Genomic DNA, 20630 nt, shown 5'->3' with positions numbered 1-20630 from the left:
CCCCAAACCCGTCCAAAATTGACCTCTCGACCACTCAACCGCAACTTGTCAGCATAAAAACCCGCAAAAGATAGCCCGCCTACACATCAGACGGGTATTCTTAAAAACTGGTGTGCACTGCACTTATGCCGTCCAGCAGCGCGGTGTAGAAACCACGCTCACGCACACCGCACCTGCTGTGAAATTCAGCCGGGTGAAGCATCCTTACCAAGGAGTACACATTTCATGCCAGCGATCGTAATCGTCGGTGCCCAGTGGGGCGACGAAGGTAAAGGCAAAGCAACCGACCTGCTCGGCGGACGCGTCGACTACGTTGTCAAGCCCAACGGCGGCAATAACGCAGGCCACACCGTTGTTGTCAACAGCCAGAAGTTCGAGCTCAAGCTCCTTCCGGCAGGCATCCTCTCAGAAAACGCTGTACCCGTTATCGGTAACGGCGTTGTGGTAAACCCCGAAGCTCTCTTCGAAGAAATTGACGGTCTTGAAGCACGCGGTGCAGACACCTCAAAGCTCAAAATCTCAGCAAACGCGCACCTGGTAGCGCCCTACCACCAGACCATGGATAAGGTCACCGAACGCTTCTTGGGTAAGCGCGCTATCGGAACCACCGGACGCGGCATCGGTCCCTCCTACATGGACAAGGTAGGACGCCTGGGCATCCGCGTTCAGGATATTCTCGACGAGTCTATTCTGCGCCAGAAGGTAGAAGGCGCACTGCGTCAGAAGAACGAACTGTTGGTGAAGGTCTACAACCGTCACCACGTAGAAGTTGAAGAAATCGTTGAGTACTTCATGAGCTACGCTGAGCGCCTCAAGCCCATGATTGTTGAGTCCACTCAGCTACTTAACGACGCGCTGGACGAGGGTAAGAACCTGCTCATGGAAGGTGGCCAGGCAACTTTCTTGGATGTTGACCACGGCACCTACCCCTTCGTCACCTCATCCAACCCCACCGCTGGCGGCGCATCCGTCGGCTCAGGCGTTGGCCCCACCCGCATCTCACGCGTGATTGGTATTCAGAAGGCATACACCACCCGCGTGGGTGCTGGCCCCTTCCCCACCGAGCTCTTCGACGAGATGGGCGAGTTCCTGCAGAAGACCGGCGGCGAGTTCGGCGTGAACACCGGCCGCCCGCGTCGTTGCGGTTGGTACGATGCTGTGCTGGCGCGTCAGGCAGTGCGCATCAATGGCTTCACCGATCTGTTCATCACCAAGCTGGACGTTCTCACCGGCCTGGATAAGATTCCGGTATGTGTAGCTTACGACGTTGACGGTGTGCGCTTTGATGAGATGCCCATGACCCAGTCGGACTTCCACCACGCGAAGCCCATTTACGAGTACTTCGATGGCTGGACCGAGGACATCACCGAAGCTAAGTCACTCGATGAGTTGCCCGAGAACGCTCGCAAGTACGTTGAGAAGCTTGAAGAAATCTCAGGATGCCGCATCTCAGCAATCGGCGTTGGCCCCGGCCGCGAGCAGACCATCGTCGTGCGCGACCTGATAGAGGACGAGAAGTAAAGCCTCTTTCGCTTTCATACAAAACCCACCCGGCACCTCTTGGTGAGGCGCCGGGTGGCTTTTTGCGTGGCGTGCGGGGTAACCCCTGGTGTTGCGCTCATCCGCTGGCACTTTAATGCCTTGCGGTGAGCGGAACGCTAGAGGTTGCCCACCGTAGGACGCCGCGTCCTACTTGCTCGGGCGGCTAGAACGCGCGAACTGCTGCGCCTTGGCTGCCTCGCTCTGGAACTTCTTCTTGAAAGCGTCGATGCGGGTCTTGAGGTTACCGCCGATCACGTGGTCTTTGCCAGCCAACAGCGCTTCAACGCCGCGTCGGGCAACCAACGCTGGATCGTTCTTCCAGCTGTTATCACCGAACTTGGTGTTATCCATCTTTGCGGTGTGGTGGAAGTCAGTTGCGGTAGCACCGGGTAAAAGCGCGGTCACTGAAACGCCGTAATCCTTCATTTCTTCACGCAAACCCTGGGCGAAGCTGTACATGAAAGCGCGGGTGGGGCCGTAAATAGACTCGAACGGGGTGGGAGTCAAGGCTGACATTGAAGTGGTAATAAGGATGCGTCCACTACGCTGCTTTGCCATAGCGGTCACGACCTTCTTCGCGAGCTTGACCTGCGAAGTGACGTTTAAGTTCAGCATATACAGCTCTTCGTCGAGGTCAGTATCGACGAAAGAGCCGCCCAAGCTCTTACCCGCGTTGAGTACGGCAATATCCAGCGGGCGTCCTAGCTTTTCAACCTCTGCCCACAGCTGCTCAACGCCGCCATCGGCTGTGAGATCAACCTGCACAGGGTAGACCTGACCGCCGTGCAGGTGCTTGCTGGATTCGTGCACGCGATCGGACGCGCCAACGGTGATGATATCGTAACCGCGCTGGGCTAGTTGCTGCGCAATGTTGAAACCAATACCGGCTGATGAGCCTGTAACCAGTGCCAAGGGAGCCATGTTTTTACCTTTCATGTATCAAAAAGTCTTTATACTTATCTTTCTCTTCCGAACAGTCAAAGTAAAGGTATAAGACGCATCGTTACCGTGTAGCGAACACTGCGAGCGCCGCAGAAAGCGATGCTCGCTAGGACTTTTGCTGCGGGATATACGGCATCGGGAGTACCCTAGAGACAAACACCTACCAGAAACGATGCCATGCACAAACTTGCTTCTTTGCTTGCCGAGATTTTCTCTCCGTTTATTCTCTGCGGAATCCTTATCTCGACCATTGCGCTAGCTACAGACCCGCATCCGCTACCTGCAATTTGCGTGGCACTAGGATTCTTGGTGTTTGTGCCGCAAGCACTTTCTATTCGACTGGCCAGAAGCGGCAAAACCACCGACCGTTTTGTGCAGGTGCGTGAACAGCGCACGCAACTGTACGTCATGACGCTGGTATCCGTTGTCATCGGATGCCTGCTGCTTAACCTGCTTCCCACAAGCCGTGACGTGCAGCTCATCATGAATACCGCTGCCGCGACTCTGGTCGTTGCGATGCTTCTCAACTTCATCATCAAAGTCAGTATTCATGCCCTGATGGCGGCGTTGTTCGGGATTGTGTTGCCGGTGTATTTGGGTGGGGCTACGCTCTATTTTGTGGTCGGGGCACTTATCTGGGCGGTGACTGTCTGGGCGCGCCTGCACAACAAGCGTCATAGTGCGCTCGAACTTGTGTTGGGGACGCTCGTGGGTGGCATCGTTGCTCTGTTTTACCTGAGCGCGCTGAACTAACCCTTGGCGCTGCGCTCATCCACTGGGACTTTAACACCTTGTAGTGAGCGGAACACCAGGGGTAGTCGTTTTCGTGCAACGACGTGTCCTCACCTAAGATAGAAACCATGTCTTTGCTACTCAATAAAGTAGCCCGCATCGACGGGCCGATTGAAGAAATTGAAACACTGGCCGAACTGGAAACCAAGTTTTCTGCCGACAGTGACGACCGCGCCTTCATCGGCCTGCTCGACCCAACACACGATGATCTTCAGCTGCTCACCCGCATCTTTGACCTGCACGAGCTGGCAGTGGAAGACTCCGAACACGGTCACCAGCGCGCGAAGCTCGACCGCTACGGCAGCACCTACTTTCTGGTTCTTCGCCCCACCGTTTACCTCGACGAGACAGAAGAAGTCCGCTTTGGTGAGACCCACATGTTCGTCGGCAAAAACTTCGTGATTTGGCTGGTAAAGGACGCGCTGCGCTCACAAGACAAAACCCGCAAAGCAATGCAGGACGCCTTCCAAGAGGCACTCGATGAAGAAGGGCGCCCCGTCGTCCCGCTCGTCTTCTTGCACCGCGTCCTTGACTCGCTGGTAGATAGCTACTTCCCGGTTATCGAAGGCCTTGAAAATGACGGGGACGAGGTTGAAGATACCCTGTTTGCCGATAATTCAGAGGCCTCCGAAATCTCTCAGCGCACCTACGGATTGTTGAATGAGGTGAGCGACTTCAAGCGTGCGGTAAAACCTGTGGGACAGATGCTGGATATTCTGATGGGACGCATCCGAATCCTTGCCAAGGCGGAAGACAACGAGGAGCAAGTAGAACTCATCCGCCGGTTTAGAGACGTCAACGACCACGTTTTGCATGTCAATGATCGCGTAGATGACCTGCGAAATTCACTGGAGAACGCGCTCGCTGTGAACTCCACTATTGTTGCGGAGCGCCAAAACGATGACATGAAGCGTATCTCTGCGTGGGCGGCAATTCTGGTTGCTCCCACTATTATCGGCTCAATTTACGGCATGAACTTTGATGATATGCCTGAGCTCCACTGGGCATTTGGCTATCCGGCGTCGCTAGCGCTCATGGTCATTGTGTCCTTCGTGCTGTGGATGGTGTTTAAGCGTAAGGAATGGCTGTAAATTCCTTGAACCGTGAGAGGGGAGGGATGTACCGTTTTTAAGCTCAAAAACGGCACATCCCTCCCCTCTCACGTTATTTTTGCAGGTTGCGTTCTGCCTACCCCCACCCGGTGCGTGAAAAAATAGTGGGATAACCCCGTCGCACTACTTTAGGAACACGATGAAAAAGCACGACTCCTCCCGCGAATTTCATGAAGCCCTCATACCGGCGCTCAGCGCCATGCGAGCAGTTGGTGAAGATTTTGCTCAGCTCATGATGGAATACCAGTTCGGTATCAACGAAGTCATGACAAAGGTGGAGATTCTGCGCCAAGAGTTCATGCAGCGCAACCGCTACAACCCCATCGAGCACGTTAGCTCACGCATCAAAACCCCCGAATCTATCGCTAAAAAGCTGGTGCGCAAGGGCATCCCACTAGACTCCGAGCAAATCGCGCAAAACATCTTCGATATCGCGGGCATCCGCATCACCTGCAGTTTTATCGCCGATACCTACCGTGTGCTGGATGCGCTCGCCTCCCAGTCTGACATCACGGTTTTGCAGGTCAAAGACTACATTAAGAACCCCAAACCCAACGGGTATAAGTCTCTGCACGCGATTGTGCAGGTGCCGGTCTTTCTATCTACCGGGCCCAAGGACGTCGTGGTTGAGCTGCAGATTCGCACGATTGCCATGGATTTTTGGGCGGCTTTGGAACACAAAATCTTCTACAAGTACGAGGGTGAAGTGCCTAATCATTTGGTCGATGAGCTTACCGAGACCGCTCGCGTTGCCGCCGAATTAGATGAGCGTATGGAACGCCTACATACATCCGTGCACGGTGAAGGCAACGGGCCGCGCATCGTGGGTAACGATGAAATCGCGAACTCCGCGTTGCTGCAACAGCTGTGGGAGATGGCCTCTATCAAACACAAAGACTAGCCCCTCTCGGGTACCTACAATGTCACTAATTTAGATAATCTCTACTGCAGATTTTCTCTTAGCGTTTTGACGTCAGAGTGTGAAAGCGATGTCCCTGATACGGTTCAGAGCTATCGAGTGCGTATCAGCATTATCAGTAAATAGAGGCCGCCTACTGCCCCCATGACTAAACCAACCGGAATCTGAAAAGGGCTCAGCGCATGGGCGGCTATATAATCGGCGATCTCGAGTAAGGTAGCGCCCAGTAGCGAGGATTGACAGAGAGCGATACCCGGTGTCTTCCATGCACGGGTTGCCAACTGCGGAGCAATCAAAGCCACGAAACTAATGGGACCGCCCAGCATAATAGCTAGAGCAGTTAATAAAACAGCTGCTCCCACCAGCATATTGAGAGTGGCTTTAGGCGGGACTCCTAAACTAGAGGCCAGGTCGTCACCCAGTTCTAGAATTCGTAACCGGCGGGTTAAAAGTAGGGTTGCTGGGACGAAGAATAGAATAAGCAGAACCGGCCCCGCCACCACATCCCACGTCAACGCGTTCAGAGAACCATAGAGCCATGTTTTAGCGCTCTCTGCGGCGTCCAAATCTGCGCGGGTGAGTAAGTAATCGTTGAGCGACCCTAACATTGCTCCCACCGCAATACCTATAAGGACCATCTGGTTTCCCAGGGACGTTCCATCATTTTTGGATGCATGACTCGTTAGAAGAAGGACGATGGCCGCTGTGAGAAAACCTCCTAACACAGCGCCCAGACCGATGCTAATTCCAGGTAAACCAGTAGAATCTGAACTCGTCATAGAGCTAGCGACCAACATAATAAAGAGCGCGCCGCTAGCAGAACCTGTTGTAAAACCAATAACATCGGGCGACCCCAACGGGTTGCGAGAAACAGACTGGAAGATAGCACCAGCTAATCCCAGCGATGCACCCACCGCTCCCGCAGCTACCAGGCGGGGGAGCCGTTGATTGAAAATAATATGTTGATCTAATGCGCTACCGCTACCGGTTAATACTGACCAGATATTTCCGCTTTCCACCTGATAGGTCCCCGCCAACAGGGTGAAAAGCGCCATGATCACCAATGTTAATAGACACAGAACCGTCCATGTTTCACGCCGAATCTGCACTAGTTCACGCTCTTCCTGCATGCGGAAGGTGCTTTCGCTTAGCGTGGTTCAGAGACTCACTAGGCGCAGTGCAATAGTTTTTTGAGGAGCAGTCAGCGCGCATTGTTTTGCTAAAGCGAGGTGTCTTAGGGGTTGAATTTATACGCATCACCAGCCACAGCAGAACAGGTGCTCCTATAAAAGCAGTGACGATTCCAACCTCGATTTCGTTGGGAATGGCAACGACACGTCCCAAAATATCGGCGCCAAGCATCAGTATAGGACCGGCGATAAGAGACATGGGCAACAGACGTGAAAGCTTGTTGCCTACTAGTATCCGTAAAGCATGCGGCACTGCTAGACCCACAAAGCTAATTGGACCAGCAAGCGCTGTCGCACCACCGCATAAGAGAGTAATTGCGGTAAGAGCTGTTACTCGGATAATCGGTAATGGGAGCCCTAAACTAGCAGCACAGTCATCACCCAACGCGAGAACGGATAGCGGTTTGATGAGTAGTAACCCCGCCACCAATCCAACAAGAATTACGGGGGTAACGGCCGCTATTGAACCGTAAGTGCGCTCAGCAACTGATCCCACCACCCAAAAACGATGAGAATCAAAAGCTACGGAATTAAACATTGTGATAATGCCAGTAATAGAACCGAAACAGGCGTTTAGCGCAACACCAGCAAGAATAAGTCGAGTCACGGAGTCCTGTGAGCGACTGCGAGTACTTCCTAGTAAGAAGGATAAGCAGGCAGCTAACGCTGCGCCTGCCAGGGCGAACCACACCTGACCACCGGTGGAAGTTATCCCAAAAAATGCTACTGCGCTGACTACAGCTATCGCAGCTCCACTATTTACGCCGAGTAGTCCTGGCTCCGCTAAAGGGTTACGAGTCAGTGCTTGCATGAGGACACCGGCACTTGCTAAGGATGCGCCCACCACAATGGCAGCAAGTGTACGGGGTAAACGAAGCTTCCAAACGATAATTGATTCAGTAGTAGTGCTTGGGCTGAAAAGTCCCTGAAGGGTTTCCGTTGGGGTGAGCGCACGAGAACCGATACCTAGAGAAAGTATAATCAGGCACACCAACAGAAGGAGCGAGAGAAAGGCTATAAGAGGGATTCGTCGGTGCGCAAAGATTGAATGGCGCAGTGAGAATTGGCGTGCGCGAACACGACTGATTCCTACGACTGCCACCATACCTCCTAGCAAAAGCCCTCTTGGATAACTATTTCATAAAGTGGATAAAAGCATATATTTATTCGCTAATTCTCTTTAACTTAGGTTACCCTATCCATATGAGTTCACGCGAGAAACTGTCCAACGTTATCCTGTCCCGTCGTTCTTTTGCTGCAGTAGGTGGTGCTGGTATCGCCAGCATTCTTTTGGCTGCCTGCGGCTCAGAAACGCCCTCTACTTCCTCTGAATCTTCTTCTACCGGGGCAACAACGAGTACTGACCTAGCGCCAGCTACCCTACCCGATGGCATGGGAACCTCTGCTAAAGATGGCGAATTCCCCCGCACAGTAAGGCACTTCCGCGGTGAAACTACTTTGGAAACCAAGCCCAGCAAAATCGTGGTTCTATCAACCGGTCAGTTGGACGATGTCCTCGCTTTGGGTATTGTTCCTGCGGCTTCTGCGACTGCTAACGATGCTGATTTAGTACCGGCATACCTAGCTGAAAAATATAACGATCAGAAGTCTGCTCTTGATTCTATGGCGACTGTTGGTACACGCAAAGCACCTGATATCGAAGCAATTGCGAATCTCAAGCCGGATCTAATTCTGATTAACAACACCAACAAGGATGACTCCCTCTACGAGTCTCTTAAAGCCATCTCACCAACAGTGGTCACTGAGGGTACCGGCGTGAACTGGAAACAGGATTTCTTGCTGATTGCTGCGGGACTGGGCACCACCGATAAGGCAAATTCATTGCTCAGTGACTACAACACCAAGGTATCTGATCTGGCCGAAAAGGCATCAGATTCTGACACTTTCTCTTTCCTCTACGCACAGTCTAATCGCAACCGTATATTCGCAGCGTCCTCGTTTGTGGGGTCCATTGCAGCAGATGCAAAACTAGCGCGTCCTGAATCTCAGCAGGTTGAAAAGACCAGTGTTGATATTAGTGCCGAGCAGCTGGATCAGGCAGATGCTAGCTGGCTTTTCTATGGCGTGCAAGGCGAAGACGACACTGCACTAAAATCTGAGGCCCTCTGGGAGACTCTGGGTGCAGTACAGAACAATCATGCTGTCAAAGTTGATTCAGAGATGTTCTTCTTAAATGCAGGTATAACGGCCGCTCTTGGTGTGATCGAAGATATTCAGAGCGCCCTATAAAGTAGCGCTATAGCTGGTTAGTAAAACTTACTAGAGTTTACTGATTTGTACACCGGATAAAAGCGTAACTTTGTTAATACGCCAGAAGGAAGCGGTGGGACACCTTTACTCAAAAATGTCCCACCGCTTCCTTCTGGCGTATTGAGATACCAGACCTACTGCTTGTGTACGCGTACCAAATGCTCGTTGGTGAATTCGCGCAGTGCCCAGCGCTCGTTTTCGCGTCCAAAGCCTGATCGGTTAATGCCACCGAACGGGAAGGCTGGTTCTGACTCCATGTGCTTGTTGACGAAGGTCATGCCCGCGTTGATGCGCTCAGCAAACAGGCGTCCGCGCTCCAAATCTTCGGTCCAGACAGACGCCATGAGACCGAACTCTGTGGCGTTCGCGATGCGCAGGGCATCTTCTTCATCCTTAGCCTTGAAGACGTTGACGACGGGGCCGAAGATTTCCTCCTGCCCAGCCTCAGACTCAACATCCACGTCGGTCAGGAGCGCCGGTGACATGAACCAGCCGGGACGGTCCAGCTTCTCACCGCCGGTCACCAAGGTCGCGCCGTTAGCAACCGCGTCCTGAATCTGCTTGAGAACATCATCGCGAGCTGATTCTGATGACATGGGACCCATGTCGGTGTTGGGGTCGTCGTAATTACCGACGGTCACGTTTTCTACGGCTTCCTTGGCGGCTGCCACAAAGTCGTCGTAGTACTCCTCAAGCACAATGATGCGTTTGGGGGAGGTGCAGACCTGACCGGCGTTGGTGGTGCGGTAGGTCACTGCCTGCTGCGCTAACTTCTTGACATCCGAGGTGTCGAGAACCACGAACGGATCATTGCCGCCGAGTTCCAACACTTGACGCTTGAGATTTTCACCCGCGATGGACGCGATGGATGCGCCCGCACCCTCAGAGCCGGTGAGCGAGACACCCTTAACGCGGAAGTCCTTAAGAATCTTCTCGGTGTCTTTGCTGTCCATGTAGATGTTGGTGTATACACCGCGCGGCAGGCCAGCCTCTTCAAGAAGTTCCTGGAACTTCTGTGATGAGACGGGGCAGATGGACGCCTGCTTCATCAAAATGGTGTTACCAACCATGAGGTTGGGCAACACAAAGCGGGCAATCTGGTTATAGGGAAAGTTCCATGGCATAACACCCAGCAGAACGCCAAGCGGCTGGTGCACAACATAGGTGCGCTCAGCACCAGATGCCTCCAGTTCGGTGGGCGCAAGGTGAATGGGCGCCTTGTCAGCGAACCAGCGGGCGGTGCGGGCAACCTTTTCAAGCTCCGACTTACCTTGTGCTAAGGGCTTGCCCATTTCGCGTCCGATAATGTCTGCGAGCTCATCTGCGTTCTCGTCAACGAGGTCAGCAAAAGTGCGCAGAACCTTGCCGCGCTGACCGATGGGAGTTGCCTTCCACAGGGTGAAAGCCTCATCAGCAGCGTCGATGATGGCGGGAAGCTGCTCGGGAGTGAGCGTCTCAAAAGTCTGCTCAACTTCGCCCGTGTTTGCGTTGGTTAGTGCGTATTTACTCATAATGTTAAGCGAATCATCTTTCGTGGATGAGAGCTAGAGGTTTGTCGTACAGCGAAACATGGGCTGGTTCTTCTGCCACCTCAACTTTCCGTGGATTTACGCTGTAATTTGCGCGTTTTTACAGCGTGAATCCACGGAAAGTGCGAAATAGTGTTTTGATGCGGTGCATCCACCTCACAAAAAGGGGCGCTTCATGCCTCTGCTGAGTGCGCTTAAGACCGCATAAAATGACATTTAGTAAGCCTAATAAACTAATTATTTTTACTCAGCAAGCTGTCAAAAGAGGCTTCTGACTAGGAGTTAAACCTTTTTAGGTTACTAGAAGTATGCTTAGTGAAAAGAAGTTTAGAAATTTTCATTTTCAAGCTGATTCTGCCTTTACAAGGCAATATTCTGCTCTAGAATAAAAAAGGCTCTTACGGAGCTAGCGGGTAAGAGTCTTCAGCTACTAGAGACGGTCTTCCCTAAACGTTTCTAGAGGATGCTGGAACGGGACTTCTTTGCTCCCTCATTATTGCTTTCCCCCTACACAATGAGGTCGAGCGTCCCTGTGGTGTCTCAGCCAGTGCGCTTTAATTCATCTGGCTGAGGCACCCCTTCTAACCGTAGAAACTTGCAAAGTAAACGCTAAGTTTCTCACTGGTAATAAAAGATTGTAGGCTAAGAAGTAGTTTATGGCTAGTGTGTTTGCGGTTTTCCCTATCACATTTCTTCATGATGCGAGGATTAAGCGGACTCTCCTGTGGAGTGCATAGGGTATGGTGTATGAAAAATTACTGGTCAGCCCTAATCTTTTGCCCTCATGCCCTCATCTGCGGTCTTTCCGCATACTTAGATAATTTGGGTATCTTTTCTTCATGTTCCCTCCTGAAAGCAGGAGATGACGGCCGATTTTAATTCCACTCAGGTTTACACCGCTGTTCGTGAGCTCATTGCCCCGCTGGATGATGACCGCGCGCTCGCCGATGATCTTGCTAGCGCGATTGAACTTGTAGCGGGCGGCGCTATAGCAACCGTTGTTCAGGACGCGGTTGAGGCATGTCTTGCAGGTAAAGAAGGTTCATATGTCATCTAAACAGTGATGCCTTCGACACAACCGACAAGTTTGCTTATAAAGTTTTGAATAACCTAACTCCTGTGAAAGATACTGATGTGCTAGATTCCCCTAACGCTATTGAATTCAAGTCAGTCACCAAAAAATACGGTGATGTTGTGGCTGTCGATAACCTCAACCTGAGCATCCCCCGCGGCAAAATCACCGTATTCGTGGGACCCTCTGGTTGCGGCAAAACCACCTCTTTGCGAATGATTAACCGCATGGTTGAGCACACCAGTGGTGAGATCCTGGTCAACGGTGAACCCAATACCGCGCAAGAACCCCACAAACTGCGTCGCTCCATGGGCTATGTGCTTCAGCAGGCTGGTCTGATGCCGCATCGTACTATCGTGGACAACATCGCAACCGTGCCTCGCCTCAACGGCACAAGCGCTAAATCAGCGCGCACCGAGGCACTTCAGCTCATGGAAACCGTCGGCCTCGACACCTCACTGGCAAAGCGCTACCCCGCGCAGCTCTCCGGCGGTCAGGCGCAGCGCGTAGGTGTGGCTCGTGCGCTCGCATCCAACTCATCGATCTTGCTCATGGACGAGCCCTTCTCAGCTGTTGACCCCGTTGTCCGTCAGGACTTGCAGAAAGAACTTTTGCGCCTGCAATCAGAGCTTCAGCGCACCATTATCTTCGTGACGCACGATATCGATGAGGCTGTTCTGCTCGGTGACTACGTTGCTGTTTTCGCAGTGGGAGGACGCCTCGCTCAGTTTGGCACCCCCGAAGAAATTCTGCGTGAACCTGCTGATGACTTTGTGGCATCGTTTGTAGGACGCGACCGCGGTATACGCCGCTTGACGTTCGCGGGCGCATCCGACGTAAAAATTCACCCGCTGACGAGCCAGAACACTCCGTGGCAACAGTGGGAACTCAAGGTAGAAGACGGCAAACCCGCCGGTTGGATCATTGATGGACGCACCATTCCCGGTGGCTCACTCTTTGTCGAGGGCGGCACTTTGCGTGATGCGCTGGACTCGGTGCTGTCATCGCCGTCGGGTGTTGGTGTGGCGGTTGATCGTAACGGTAAGGTGCTGGGCTTACTGAAGTCCGAGGACGTTCTTGCCGCCACTGAAGCTGAGCGTCACCGTCGTTACGGGGTGAACGCGTGAACTGGCTGATGAATAACCTGCCCTATGTGGGGCAGTTGAGCGCGCTGCACCTGTTGCAGTCGATTATTCCGGTAATTGCCGGAACGCTCATTTCAATTCCGATAGCTCGGTTGGCGGTAGGACGCCGCCGCGATGGACGTTCAACCGCCGGTCACACTGCGGGGTCAGCGTTTAAGCGTGGGGCGGTTGTGAACACTGCCGCGCTGCTGTATACCATTCCGTCGCTGGCGCTCTTTGTGCTGATGCCGCTGGTGCTTGGTACCTCGATCACCTCACCGTTGAACGTCTACGTGGCACTCACTATTTACGTGGTTGCCATGATGGTGCGCTCCGCCGTGGATGCCTTTGAGTCCGTCTCACCGGTCACCCTGGAATCAGCAACGGCTATGGGTTATAAACCTGTGCGTCGTTTCTGGGCAGTGGAACTTCCCCTCGCGGTGCCCGTTATGCTGGCGGGTCTGCGCGTGGCTCTCGTTTCGAACATCTCAATGGTGTCGGTGGGTGCAGTGATTGGTATTCAATCCCTCGGTACGCTTTTTACGGACGGTCTGCGCCGCAACCTACCTGCTGAAATCATCGTCGGTATTGTGGGCACCGTCGTCCTTGCTCTTATTCTTGACCGCCTGCTTGCGCTCATCGGCGCGTGGCTCACCCGCTGGAGGAAAGCATGAATATCTTCGATAAGACGTGGGCTTGGTTTACTGCTGACGGCGCGTGGACGGGCGCCGGTGGTATCTTCCAGCGCGTGGCTGAGCATCTTGGCTACTCGGCTCTTATTTTGCTAATCGCAGCTGTGATTGCTGTGCCGATCGGTTTGCTGGTGGGGCATACCGGACGCGGTGAAAACGTGGTGGTCGCTATCACCGGTGCCTTACGCGCTTTGCCGACTCTCGGTTTGCTGACTCTCTTCGCATTGTGGCTCGGGCTGGGGCTGGTGGCCCCGATTGCCGCTCTGGTGATCCTCGCAATTGCGCCGCTTCTGGCAGGCGTCTACTCGGGTATCGCCGCCGTCGATAAGGTCACGGTAGATGCTGCTCGTGCCCAGGGCATGACTGAAAGCCAGATTCTGCGCAAGGTTGAGTTGCCGCTGGCGCTTCCGCTGATTTTCGGTGGCATCCGCAATGCTGCACTGCAGGTTATCGCAACCGTCACCGTGGTCGCCTACATCAACCTAGGTGGTCTTGGCCGCTACCTCATTGACGGTCTTGCTGTGCGTGATTACCCGCGCATGGTTGCCGCCGTTGTTCTCGTTGCTCTTCTTGCGCTCATTGTGGACGCACTTCTTGCTTTGCTTCAGCGCGCACTTACCCCGCGCGGAACCCGATAGGACTTACCCATGAACACTATGAATCGTCGTCAACTTTTTACTTTGGCAGGGCTAGGCACGGGCGTGCTTGCGCTGAGCGGATGCGGTCTCTCCGGCGAAACAGCTTTTGGTAGCGGGGGAGTGAGTGACACCGTGACTGTCGGTTCGGCTGACTTCACGGAGTCGCAGATTATCGCTGAAATTTACGCGGCTGCTTTGAAGAAGCGCGGTATTAATGCTGAAACTGTTCCCGCTATTGGTGCGCGTGAGGCGTACATTGGTGCGCTCCAAGAAGGAACGGTAGGCGTTGTGCCCGATTATTCTGGCAACCTTCTGCTTTATTTTGATGCAGAAACCAAGGCGACTACACCCGAGGAAATCATGCAGGCACTACCCGATGCGGTGGGTGATAAGCTCAGCGTGCTCGAGGCTGCTCCTGCACAGAACAGTGACTCTTTGGTGGTCACCCGCGAAACCGCTCAGCGTCTGGGGCTCACCAGCATCGCTGATCTCGCGGCACACTCAGACGAGCTGGTTCTTGGTGCGCCCCCGGAATTCGCCGAACGCGCCTACGGCTTGCCCGGGCTCAAGAGTAAGTACGGGTTTGTGCCCAAGGACTTCTCGCCCGTCAACGACGGCGGCGGTCCGCTGACAGTGCAGGCACTATTGGACGATGACGTGCAGGTGGCTGACCTGTTCTCAACCGACCCCGCCATTGTGAAGAACAAGTTTGTGGTCCTTGAAGACCCCAAGAACAACTTCTTAGCGCAGCAGGTGGTGCCCGTCGTTAACGCTAAGGCTGTTTCGGTAGCCGCGGCGGACGTCCTCAATGAGATCTCCGCGCTACTGACCACCGAAGATCTGATCGCGCTGAACGACCGCGTATCCGGCGAAGAAAAAGCCAACCCGGCAACCGCAGCCAGTGACTGGGTGAATGAGAAGCTGAAGTAAGTTCTCACCTTTATTTTCATCGAGAGACCTCTGTTTATCTGAAACGGGGGTCTCTCGGTTTTTGTATTCTGTTCATTTTCACTGCCCAGTATTCAACTTCTACTTGCCCAAAGTTGCCCTCTGGTTAGGCAGAACATTCCCGTTTGATTACTTTTTGTTTACTTGAGCGGTTCACTCTTATATCTTGTGACTGCACCAACGATACCCGGGCTAGAGAACTCAACCCCCGCAACAGAACCGCCGCAACGCTCTCAAAAGATGAGCGTCAAGACAATGCTTCTTGGCTTGCTTCTGGTTATTCCTAACCTGATTCTTCTGCTGGTTTTTACCTACAGACCGCTTATCGATAACATCCGGTTGTCTTTTTATAATTGGAATATTGCGTCCACGCGACCGGCAACATTCGTAGGGCTCGATAACTATTTGGTAACAACGTGGTGGTAGCCGCCGGTGCCGTGGTTACTAAGGACGTTCTCTCAAATTCTCTGGTTGCTGGGGTGCCTGCCCGCGTCATACGCGAGTTGGAGGATGATCTCTAAACAGTGGTCAAGCAGTTAACGTAGGGTAACCCGCGAAAGCTGATTTTCTTCTTTGCGCTACCCCTTTTGGTGGGTAATTTTTTCCAGCAGATTTACAACATTACTGATACCGCTATTGTCGGACGCGCCGTTGGGTTACAGGTCCTTGCCGCTGTTGGTTCTGTGGGCAGTACTTTATTTCTCGTGATGGGTTTTGCGCAGGCGGCAACAGGGGGCTTGGCAATTCCGCTGGCTCAACGTTTTGGGGCGAATGATGAATCCGGTGTGCGTAGAAGCTTCGCGGTGTCTGCGCTCATTTCTTTGGTGATTGCGCTGGTCATTACCGGTGCGGGTGTTTTCTATGCCCCGCAGATTATCGCTCTGTTGCAAACCCCGAATGACATGTTTGCGTACGCCGTGGATTACCTGCGTACAGTGTTCACCGGAGCTATTTTTACCGTAGCCTACAACCTTTTAGCCAATGTTATTCGCGCGTTGAGCGATAGTCGCATGCCGCTGTATTTTTTGATTCTGGCAGCACTCATTAACCTCACCCTGGACCTCGTGTTTATGCTGAGCTTTGGCTGGGGCGTTGTCGGTGCTGGCGCCGCTACTGTACTGTCGCAGGGTATCGCGTCCGCCTGCTGCTTGTTCTATATCTACCGGCGGATTCCCGCCTTGCACGTAACCCGGGAGAACTGGCGCGTTCACCGGGCCGATGTCGCGGCACACCTGCGGATTGGTTTGCCGATGGGTTTTTAGGCGTCTGTCATTGCGCTGGGGTCGATTACTATTCAGGTTGCCCTTAACCAGATGGGCAGTTCTGTTGTTGCGGCATATACCGCTGCCCAACGTATTGAGCAGTTGGCGATGCTCCCGTTCGTTTCTTTCGGCATTGCGATGGGCACCTACTCGGCCCAGAATTTTGGGGCGGGATTGCACGGACGCGTGTGGCAGGGTGTGCGTCAAGCAGCCTTCATGTCTTTTGCCTATGGTCTTGCTATTGGGCTGGTGCTCGTATTCTTGAGCCCACTGCTGGTGGACGCCTTTATCAAGGACGCGCCCGCCGACGTCCTACGCATGGGCCAACAGTATTTCTGGGTGACGGTTCCCTTCTATCCCGCGCTGATTCTGCTGTTTATTTACCGATACACCTTGCAGGGCTTGGGACATTCGCTGGTGCCCACGATTGCCGGGTTTATCGAGCTGGGAATGCGCATCGCATCTTTACTGCCTTCTTTATTGCGCCCGTGCTCGGGTACACGGGCGTGCTCATCTGCCATCCCTTGGCGTGGGTGGGTGCTTTCGCGGTGCTTGCTGTGGCGTACCTGAAAGTCAAGAGAAAAGAAGTCTAAGGCTAATCTGGTGTCAGATAGAGAAATACCCATATGTCATCGAACCCCGAACACTCGGGCACCCGATGACATATGGGTATTTCTTATAGTGAGGTTAGAGCCTACTTAGCGACGGGCTCGCGGCGGCCCAGGCGCTTTTTCTCAACGACGCGTTCGGTTGCGAGATCCGCGTCCTTGAAGCCGAAGAGGTAGACCAGAATGAACGCCACTGCCAAAGCGGAGAGTGATGCGATCCAGAAGCCGGTCCATGAGCCGTCAAGACCCTCGGGGTTCATGAAGCTGAAGAAGCCAATGAGTGAGCCGGTGAAGCCCCACATATTGACGTTGAACAGACCGGTCAAGAAGCCGCCCACAGCGCCACCAACAGAAGCCAACGCGAACACGCGTCCGTACTTGAGGTTGATGCCGTACATCGCGGGCTCGGTAATACCGCAGAGAGCCGCGATAGCAGCGGAACCAGCAAGGCCCTTCATCTGCTCGCTCTTAGTCTTGAGGAAGACAGCCAAAACGCCGCCACCCTGGGCAACCATGGTCGCTGAGATAATCGCGTTCAAGTAGGAGTGACCCTGCGTTGAGATGTCGTTTGCAACCAGCGGGATAACAGCCCAGTGCAGACCGAAGATCACGAGGCACTGGTAGAAGCCACCAATAATCAGGCCTGAAATAGACGGTGACAGGTCGTATACCCACTGAATACCGTTGGCAAGACCGGTGGAGATCCACATAATGACGGGGCCAAGAACAACCAGAATCACAGTTGCTACAACGAATACTTCGATGAGCGGTACAAAAATCATACGTAGGACTGCGGGAATGTACTTCTTGAGTACCGGTTCAATCTTGGCTGCAAGCCAAGCTGCCACAATCATCGGGAAAATGGAATAGGTGTAGGACGCCATCGGGAAGGGAATACCGAAGAATTCCGCGTTGGTCGCGATACCGGCAATGGAACCGGTTGGCTCACCTTTAGCGATTTCAGCGATAGTTGGGTAGGCAAGAATGCCGCCGATAATCGAGACAATAATGGGGTCTGCGCCCAGACGCTTAGCCGCTGTGAAACCAACAAAGATGGGCAAGAAGTAGAAGACCGCATCGCCCATCGCGTTGATGATGGTGAAGGTCTGTGACTCTGCATCAACCACTTCATAGTGGGTGAGAATAGTCAGAATGCCCTTGAGCACACCTGATGCCGCCAGTAGACCAATCACGGGCATCATAGAGCCGGTGATAACACCGATCAGTGACGAGAAACCCCACTTGAACCAGCCGCCCACGGTGGTGGGGCGTTCTGCGGGTTCAGCGTCGGAGGGGGCGTCACCGCCTGCTTTGCCGTCGCCGAGCTGGCACACAACAGCGTCGTACACGTCTTCAACAGCGGGGCCGATCACAACCTGGTACTGTCCACCTGCGCGCGCTACGTCGATAACGCCGTCAAGGTTTGAAACCACCTTGTCGTTAGCCAGTGAGTCGTTTTTGAGGTAAAAGCGGACGCGGGTGATGCAGTGAATAACGCTCTTGACGTTCTCTGCACCACCAATGTTGTTGAGGATGTCCCACGCCAGTGCATCGTGACCGGTGAGGTTCGCAGGATGCTCTACGGAGCTACCCGATGCGTTGGACGCGTTCGAATCCAGTGCCTGCTCGGTGTTGGTTGCCTGGCCAGCTTCGCCAACATTTGCGTGCTCAACGTTGCCCGCGTGCGCGCGGTCGGCAGAAGCGTCCGCGCCCTTGCCGCTTGCAACAACGGCACCGGCAGCAACAGCTGCAGTGCCAGCACCGGTAGCCGCTCCCTGGGCTGACCCCTGGGCTGAGCTTGCACCCTTAAGGCGCGCTACCGCAGCAACATCGCCGGCGTTAGCGACACCAGAGTTCAATGACAGTGAGTCAAGAACCTTAGGGGTGTTGGTAATTGCCAGAATTGCGGTGGTGTCTTTGCCACCGGCGACAACAGCGTCCACATCCATGGTCGCGATGGGTTCACCAGCAGTTACGGTGTCGCCCTTAGCAATGTTCATGGTGAACGGTGCGCCGTCCATCTCAACGGTATCGATGCCCAGGTGCAGAAGAATTTCCACACCATTATCAGCCTCGATACCTACCGCGTGTTTGGTGGATGCCACCATAGTCACCGTGCCAGAAACCGGTGCAACAACCTGAGCATCGGTGGGCTTAACACCAAAACCGTCGCCGAGCTTCTTGCCCGAAAAAACGGGGTCGTTGACCTGGCCAATACCGATGACTTCACCGCGCATGGGCGCGAGAATTTCGGCGTTCGATGAGTCAGTCATGACTTCACCTTTCATGTGTGTTGATAAATCATTATTTTTGCAACGATGCAAAATAAGTAAGCTTTAGGCCAAGACTGCCATACTCTGGTACGGTGCCAGCTCAATGGTGTTGGTGTCGGGTAATTGTGACTCATAGTTAGAAATCAACATTTCGCCGTCCACAAACTCCTGCGGCACATCCACTGTGGTGGCCTCACCGTAGAAGTTATTGAGCACCAGCAGCTTTTTGCCCTCGTGCTCACGAATAAAGGCGTACACCTGGCTGTGGTCCTCCGCCCACGGCTCGTACGATCCACGCGCAATCACCGGGTATTCCTTACGCAGACGAATCAGCTCTTTGTAATAGGGCAGAATCTTGCCGTGCGACTGCTCAGCCTCAACATTGATGTCCTCAAAATCAGTCGGACGCAACCACGGAGTACCGGTGGTAAAACCAGCGTTCTCACCCGCGTCCCATTGCATCGGCGTACGCGAATTGTCGCGCGACTTGGTCTTGATAATCTCGAACGCCTCAGAATCGCTGAACCCGCGCTCGTTGAGAATTTTATTCGCATTGTGCGACTCAACATCAACATAATCAGCCATGGAATCGTACATCGGGTCAACCATGCCGATCTCCTCGCCCATGTAAATGTAGGGGGTACCGCGCGAAAGGTGCACGGTAGACGCCAGCATCGTCGCGGACTCAACACGGAAGTTTTTAACATCGCCAAAGCGGTTGAGCGCTCGCGGCTGGTCATGGTTGTTCAAGAACAGTGCGTTCCAGCCTTCACCGTCCTGCACGCCAACAGCCCAGCCGTGCAGCAAGCCTTTGAGTGCCACAAAATCGAAGGGAACCTTTGACCACTTTTCACCGCGGTCATAATCCACCTTCAGATGGTGGAAGCTGAAGACCATCGACAGCTCTTTGTTGGGCGGGTTGGAGTAGCGCACGGCGTTGGCGATGGTGGTCGATGACATCTCACCCACGGTGACTGACTCGGGGTCATCCGCAAAGGTTGCACGGTTCATCTCGTGCAACCAGGGGTGGACGCGCGGGGTGTCGGTGTACATGAGCTTGTCGACGGTGCCCTCGGGCGCGTCCAGCAGTACTTCGTCTTTACCGATGACGTTGATGACGTCAAAACGGAAGCCCTTCACACCCTTCTTGCGCCAGAAATTCACCACGTTAAAAAGCTCTTGGCGCACGCGCGGATTGTGCCAGTTCAGGTCGGCCTGCGTCACGTCATAGAGGTGCAGGTAATAGAGGTTGGTGTCGCCAAACTGCGCCCATGCCGGGCCACCGAACTTAGATTCCCAGTTGGTCGGAAGCGAACCGTCCGCCTGCAGGGGCTGAAGGTAGAAGAAATCCTGGTATTCCTTTTCACCCGCCAGCGCGCGCTTAAACCATTCGTGTTCGGTTGAAACATGGTTGAAGACCATATCGAACATGACGCCGATGCCGTGCTGCGCGAGGGCAGCGATGAGTTCGTCAACATCGTCCATGGTGCCCAGGTCTGGGTTGATGTTGTAGTAGTCCGCTACGTCGTACCCGTTATCGCGTTGCGGTGAGACAAAGAACGGGTTGAACCACACCATGTCCACGCCCAGCGAGGCAATGTAGGGCACTTTTTCGATAACGCCGCGAAGATCGCCGACGCCGCTGCCCGTTGAGTCGTAAAACGACTTGGGGTAGATCTGGTAGATGACCTTATCTCGAAAACTCAACGTTCTCTC

General features: G+C 53.8%; 18 protein-coding genes. 12 read left to right on the top strand and 6 right to left on the bottom strand.

Annotated features, from left to right (window positions below; genetic code table 11):
- Window positions 1-225 precede the first annotated feature (225 nt).
- Complete coding sequence (locus IDM49_RS10550) at window positions 226-1521, top strand: adenylosuccinate synthase (protein WP_190724475.1); 1296 nt, start codon at window positions 226-228, stop codon at window positions 1519-1521.
- A 168-nt stretch (window positions 1522-1689) separates the two neighbouring features.
- Here the strand turns inward: IDM49_RS10550 and IDM49_RS10545 are convergent, their stop codons facing one another.
- The gene (locus IDM49_RS10545) at window positions 1690-2463 is read right to left on the bottom strand and encodes an SDR family NAD(P)-dependent oxidoreductase (protein WP_190724474.1); all 774 of its coding nucleotides are present in this window, start codon (window positions 2461-2463) and stop codon (window positions 1690-1692) included.
- 198 nt (window positions 2464-2661) lie between these two features.
- On the opposite strand from IDM49_RS10545, the gene IDM49_RS10540 reads away from it, so the two are divergent.
- The 3 genes from IDM49_RS10540 to IDM49_RS10530 all read left to right on the top strand — a co-directional run bounded on the left by IDM49_RS10540 (window position 2662) and on the right by IDM49_RS10530 (window position 5289).
- Entirely contained in the window at window positions 2662-3237 is a 576-nt protein-coding gene (locus tag IDM49_RS10540) for a hypothetical protein (protein ID WP_190724473.1), read from the top strand.
- Window positions 3238-3344: 107 nt separating this feature from the next.
- The gene (locus tag IDM49_RS10535; protein WP_190724472.1) at window positions 3345-4367 is read left to right on the top strand and encodes a magnesium and cobalt transport protein CorA; all 1023 of its coding nucleotides are present in this window, start codon (window positions 3345-3347) and stop codon (window positions 4365-4367) included.
- A 160-nt stretch (window positions 4368-4527) separates the two neighbouring features.
- The gene (locus tag IDM49_RS10530; protein WP_190724471.1) at window positions 4528-5289 is read left to right on the top strand and encodes a GTP pyrophosphokinase; all 762 of its coding nucleotides are present in this window, start codon (window positions 4528-4530) and stop codon (window positions 5287-5289) included.
- 110 nt (window positions 5290-5399) lie between these two features.
- Here the strand turns inward: IDM49_RS10530 and IDM49_RS10525 are convergent, their stop codons facing one another.
- Both IDM49_RS10525 and IDM49_RS10520 read right to left on the bottom strand, forming a co-directional pair.
- Complete coding sequence (locus IDM49_RS10525; RefSeq protein ID WP_190724470.1) at window positions 5400-6437, bottom strand: FecCD family ABC transporter permease; 1038 nt, start codon at window positions 6435-6437, stop codon at window positions 5400-5402.
- On the bottom strand, window positions 6421-7602 hold the full coding sequence (locus IDM49_RS10520) for a FecCD family ABC transporter permease (RefSeq protein ID WP_190724469.1): 1182 nt from the start codon (window positions 7600-7602) through the stop codon (window positions 6421-6423). Before IDM49_RS10520 ends, IDM49_RS10525 begins: the two co-directional genes overlap by 17 nt.
- 98 nt (window positions 7603-7700) lie before the next feature.
- On the opposite strand from IDM49_RS10520, the gene IDM49_RS10515 reads away from it, so the two are divergent.
- Window positions 7701-8747: an ABC transporter substrate-binding protein gene (locus tag IDM49_RS10515; RefSeq protein ID WP_228008091.1), complete on the top strand. Its 1047-nt coding sequence runs from the start codon at window positions 7701-7703 to the stop codon at window positions 8745-8747.
- 155 nt (window positions 8748-8902) lie between these two features.
- Here the strand turns inward: IDM49_RS10515 and IDM49_RS10510 are convergent, their stop codons facing one another.
- Complete coding sequence (locus IDM49_RS10510; RefSeq protein ID WP_190724468.1) at window positions 8903-10279, bottom strand: NAD-dependent succinate-semialdehyde dehydrogenase; 1377 nt, start codon at window positions 10277-10279, stop codon at window positions 8903-8905.
- A gap of 880 nt (window positions 10280-11159) precedes the next feature.
- On the opposite strand from IDM49_RS10510, the gene IDM49_RS10505 reads away from it, so the two are divergent.
- The 7 genes from IDM49_RS10505 (at window position 11160) to IDM49_RS10475 (ending at window position 16603) form a co-directional block, all read left to right on the top strand.
- Complete coding sequence (locus tag IDM49_RS10505) at window positions 11160-11354, top strand: hypothetical protein (protein WP_190724467.1); 195 nt, start codon at window positions 11160-11162, stop codon at window positions 11352-11354.
- Between the two features lie 77 nt (window positions 11355-11431).
- Window positions 11432-12496, top strand: a complete 1065-nt coding sequence (locus IDM49_RS10500; protein WP_322745984.1) for an ABC transporter ATP-binding protein — start codon at window positions 11432-11434, stop codon at window positions 12494-12496.
- Window positions 12493-13167 carry an ABC transporter permease gene (locus tag IDM49_RS10495; protein ID WP_168614101.1) on the top strand — a complete coding sequence of 225 codons (675 nt, stop codon included), beginning with the start codon at window positions 12493-12495 and terminating at the stop codon, window positions 13165-13167. Before IDM49_RS10500 ends, IDM49_RS10495 begins: the two co-directional genes overlap by 4 nt.
- Window positions 13164-13823, top strand: coding sequence for an ABC transporter permease (locus IDM49_RS10490; protein ID WP_190724466.1), 660 nt, complete (start codon window positions 13164-13166; stop codon window positions 13821-13823). The genes IDM49_RS10495 and IDM49_RS10490 overlap by 4 nt, the downstream gene beginning before the upstream one ends.
- Before the next feature lie 9 nt (window positions 13824-13832).
- Window positions 13833-14753: a glycine betaine ABC transporter substrate-binding protein gene (locus IDM49_RS10485; protein ID WP_190724465.1), complete on the top strand. Its 921-nt coding sequence runs from the start codon at window positions 13833-13835 to the stop codon at window positions 14751-14753.
- 608 nt (window positions 14754-15361) lie between these two features.
- Window positions 15362-16033, top strand: coding sequence for an MATE family efflux transporter (locus IDM49_RS10480; protein WP_228008256.1), 672 nt, complete (start codon window positions 15362-15364; stop codon window positions 16031-16033).
- Between the two features lie 9 nt (window positions 16034-16042).
- Entirely contained in the window at window positions 16043-16603 is a 561-nt protein-coding gene (locus IDM49_RS10475; protein ID WP_322745995.1) for an MATE family efflux transporter, read from the top strand.
- Between the two features lie 124 nt (window positions 16604-16727).
- Here the strand turns inward: IDM49_RS10475 and IDM49_RS10470 are convergent, their stop codons facing one another.
- Entirely contained in the window at window positions 16728-18914 is a 2187-nt protein-coding gene (locus IDM49_RS10470; protein WP_190724462.1) for a glucose PTS transporter subunit IIA, read from the bottom strand.
- Between the two features lie 63 nt (window positions 18915-18977).
- The gene (treC, locus tag IDM49_RS10465; RefSeq protein WP_190724461.1) at window positions 18978-20621 is read right to left on the bottom strand and encodes an alpha,alpha-phosphotrehalase; all 1644 of its coding nucleotides are present in this window, start codon (window positions 20619-20621) and stop codon (window positions 18978-18980) included.
- Window positions 20622-20630: the final 9 nt, after the last annotated feature.

Source organism: Rothia terrae (assembly GCF_014705925.2).
Classification (GTDB): Bacteria; Actinomycetota; Actinomycetes; order Actinomycetales; family Micrococcaceae; genus Rothia; species Rothia terrae.
Note: the sequence above shows the minus strand (reverse complement) of the source record. Positions and strands in the feature narration are given on the sequence as shown.

What these genes read in the sequence shown, in the direction of transcription:
- IDM49_RS10550 (WP_190724475.1), top strand. Translation starts at nt 226, where the DNA reads ATGCCAGCGATCGTAATCGTCGGTGCCCAGTGGGGCGACGAAGGTAAA.
- IDM49_RS10545 (WP_190724474.1), bottom strand. Translation starts at nt 2,463, where the DNA reads ATGGCTCCCTTGGCACTGGTTACAGGCTCATCAGCCGGTATTGGTTTC.
- IDM49_RS10540 (WP_190724473.1), top strand. Translation starts at nt 2,662, where the DNA reads ATGCACAAACTTGCTTCTTTGCTTGCCGAGATTTTCTCTCCGTTTATT.
- IDM49_RS10535 (WP_190724472.1), top strand. Translation starts at nt 3,345, where the DNA reads ATGTCTTTGCTACTCAATAAAGTAGCCCGCATCGACGGGCCGATTGAA.
- IDM49_RS10530 (WP_190724471.1), top strand. Translation starts at nt 4,528, where the DNA reads ATGAAAAAGCACGACTCCTCCCGCGAATTTCATGAAGCCCTCATACCG.
- IDM49_RS10525 (WP_190724470.1), bottom strand. Translation starts at nt 6,437, where the DNA reads ATGCAGGAAGAGCGTGAACTAGTGCAGATTCGGCGTGAAACATGGACG.
- IDM49_RS10520 (WP_190724469.1), bottom strand. Translation starts at nt 7,602, where the DNA reads ATGGTGGCAGTCGTAGGAATCAGTCGTGTTCGCGCACGCCAATTCTCA.
- IDM49_RS10515 (WP_228008091.1), top strand. Translation starts at nt 7,701, where the DNA reads ATGAGTTCACGCGAGAAACTGTCCAACGTTATCCTGTCCCGTCGTTCT.
- IDM49_RS10510 (WP_190724468.1), bottom strand. Translation starts at nt 10,279, where the DNA reads ATGAGTAAATACGCACTAACCAACGCAAACACGGGCGAAGTTGAGCAG.
- IDM49_RS10505 (WP_190724467.1), top strand. Translation starts at nt 11,160, where the DNA reads ATGACGGCCGATTTTAATTCCACTCAGGTTTACACCGCTGTTCGTGAG.
- IDM49_RS10490 (WP_190724466.1), top strand. Translation starts at nt 13,164, where the DNA reads ATGAATATCTTCGATAAGACGTGGGCTTGGTTTACTGCTGACGGCGCG.
- IDM49_RS10485 (WP_190724465.1), top strand. Translation starts at nt 13,833, where the DNA reads ATGAACACTATGAATCGTCGTCAACTTTTTACTTTGGCAGGGCTAGGC.
- IDM49_RS10470 (WP_190724462.1), bottom strand. Translation starts at nt 18,914, where the DNA reads ATGACTGACTCATCGAACGCCGAAATTCTCGCGCCCATGCGCGGTGAA.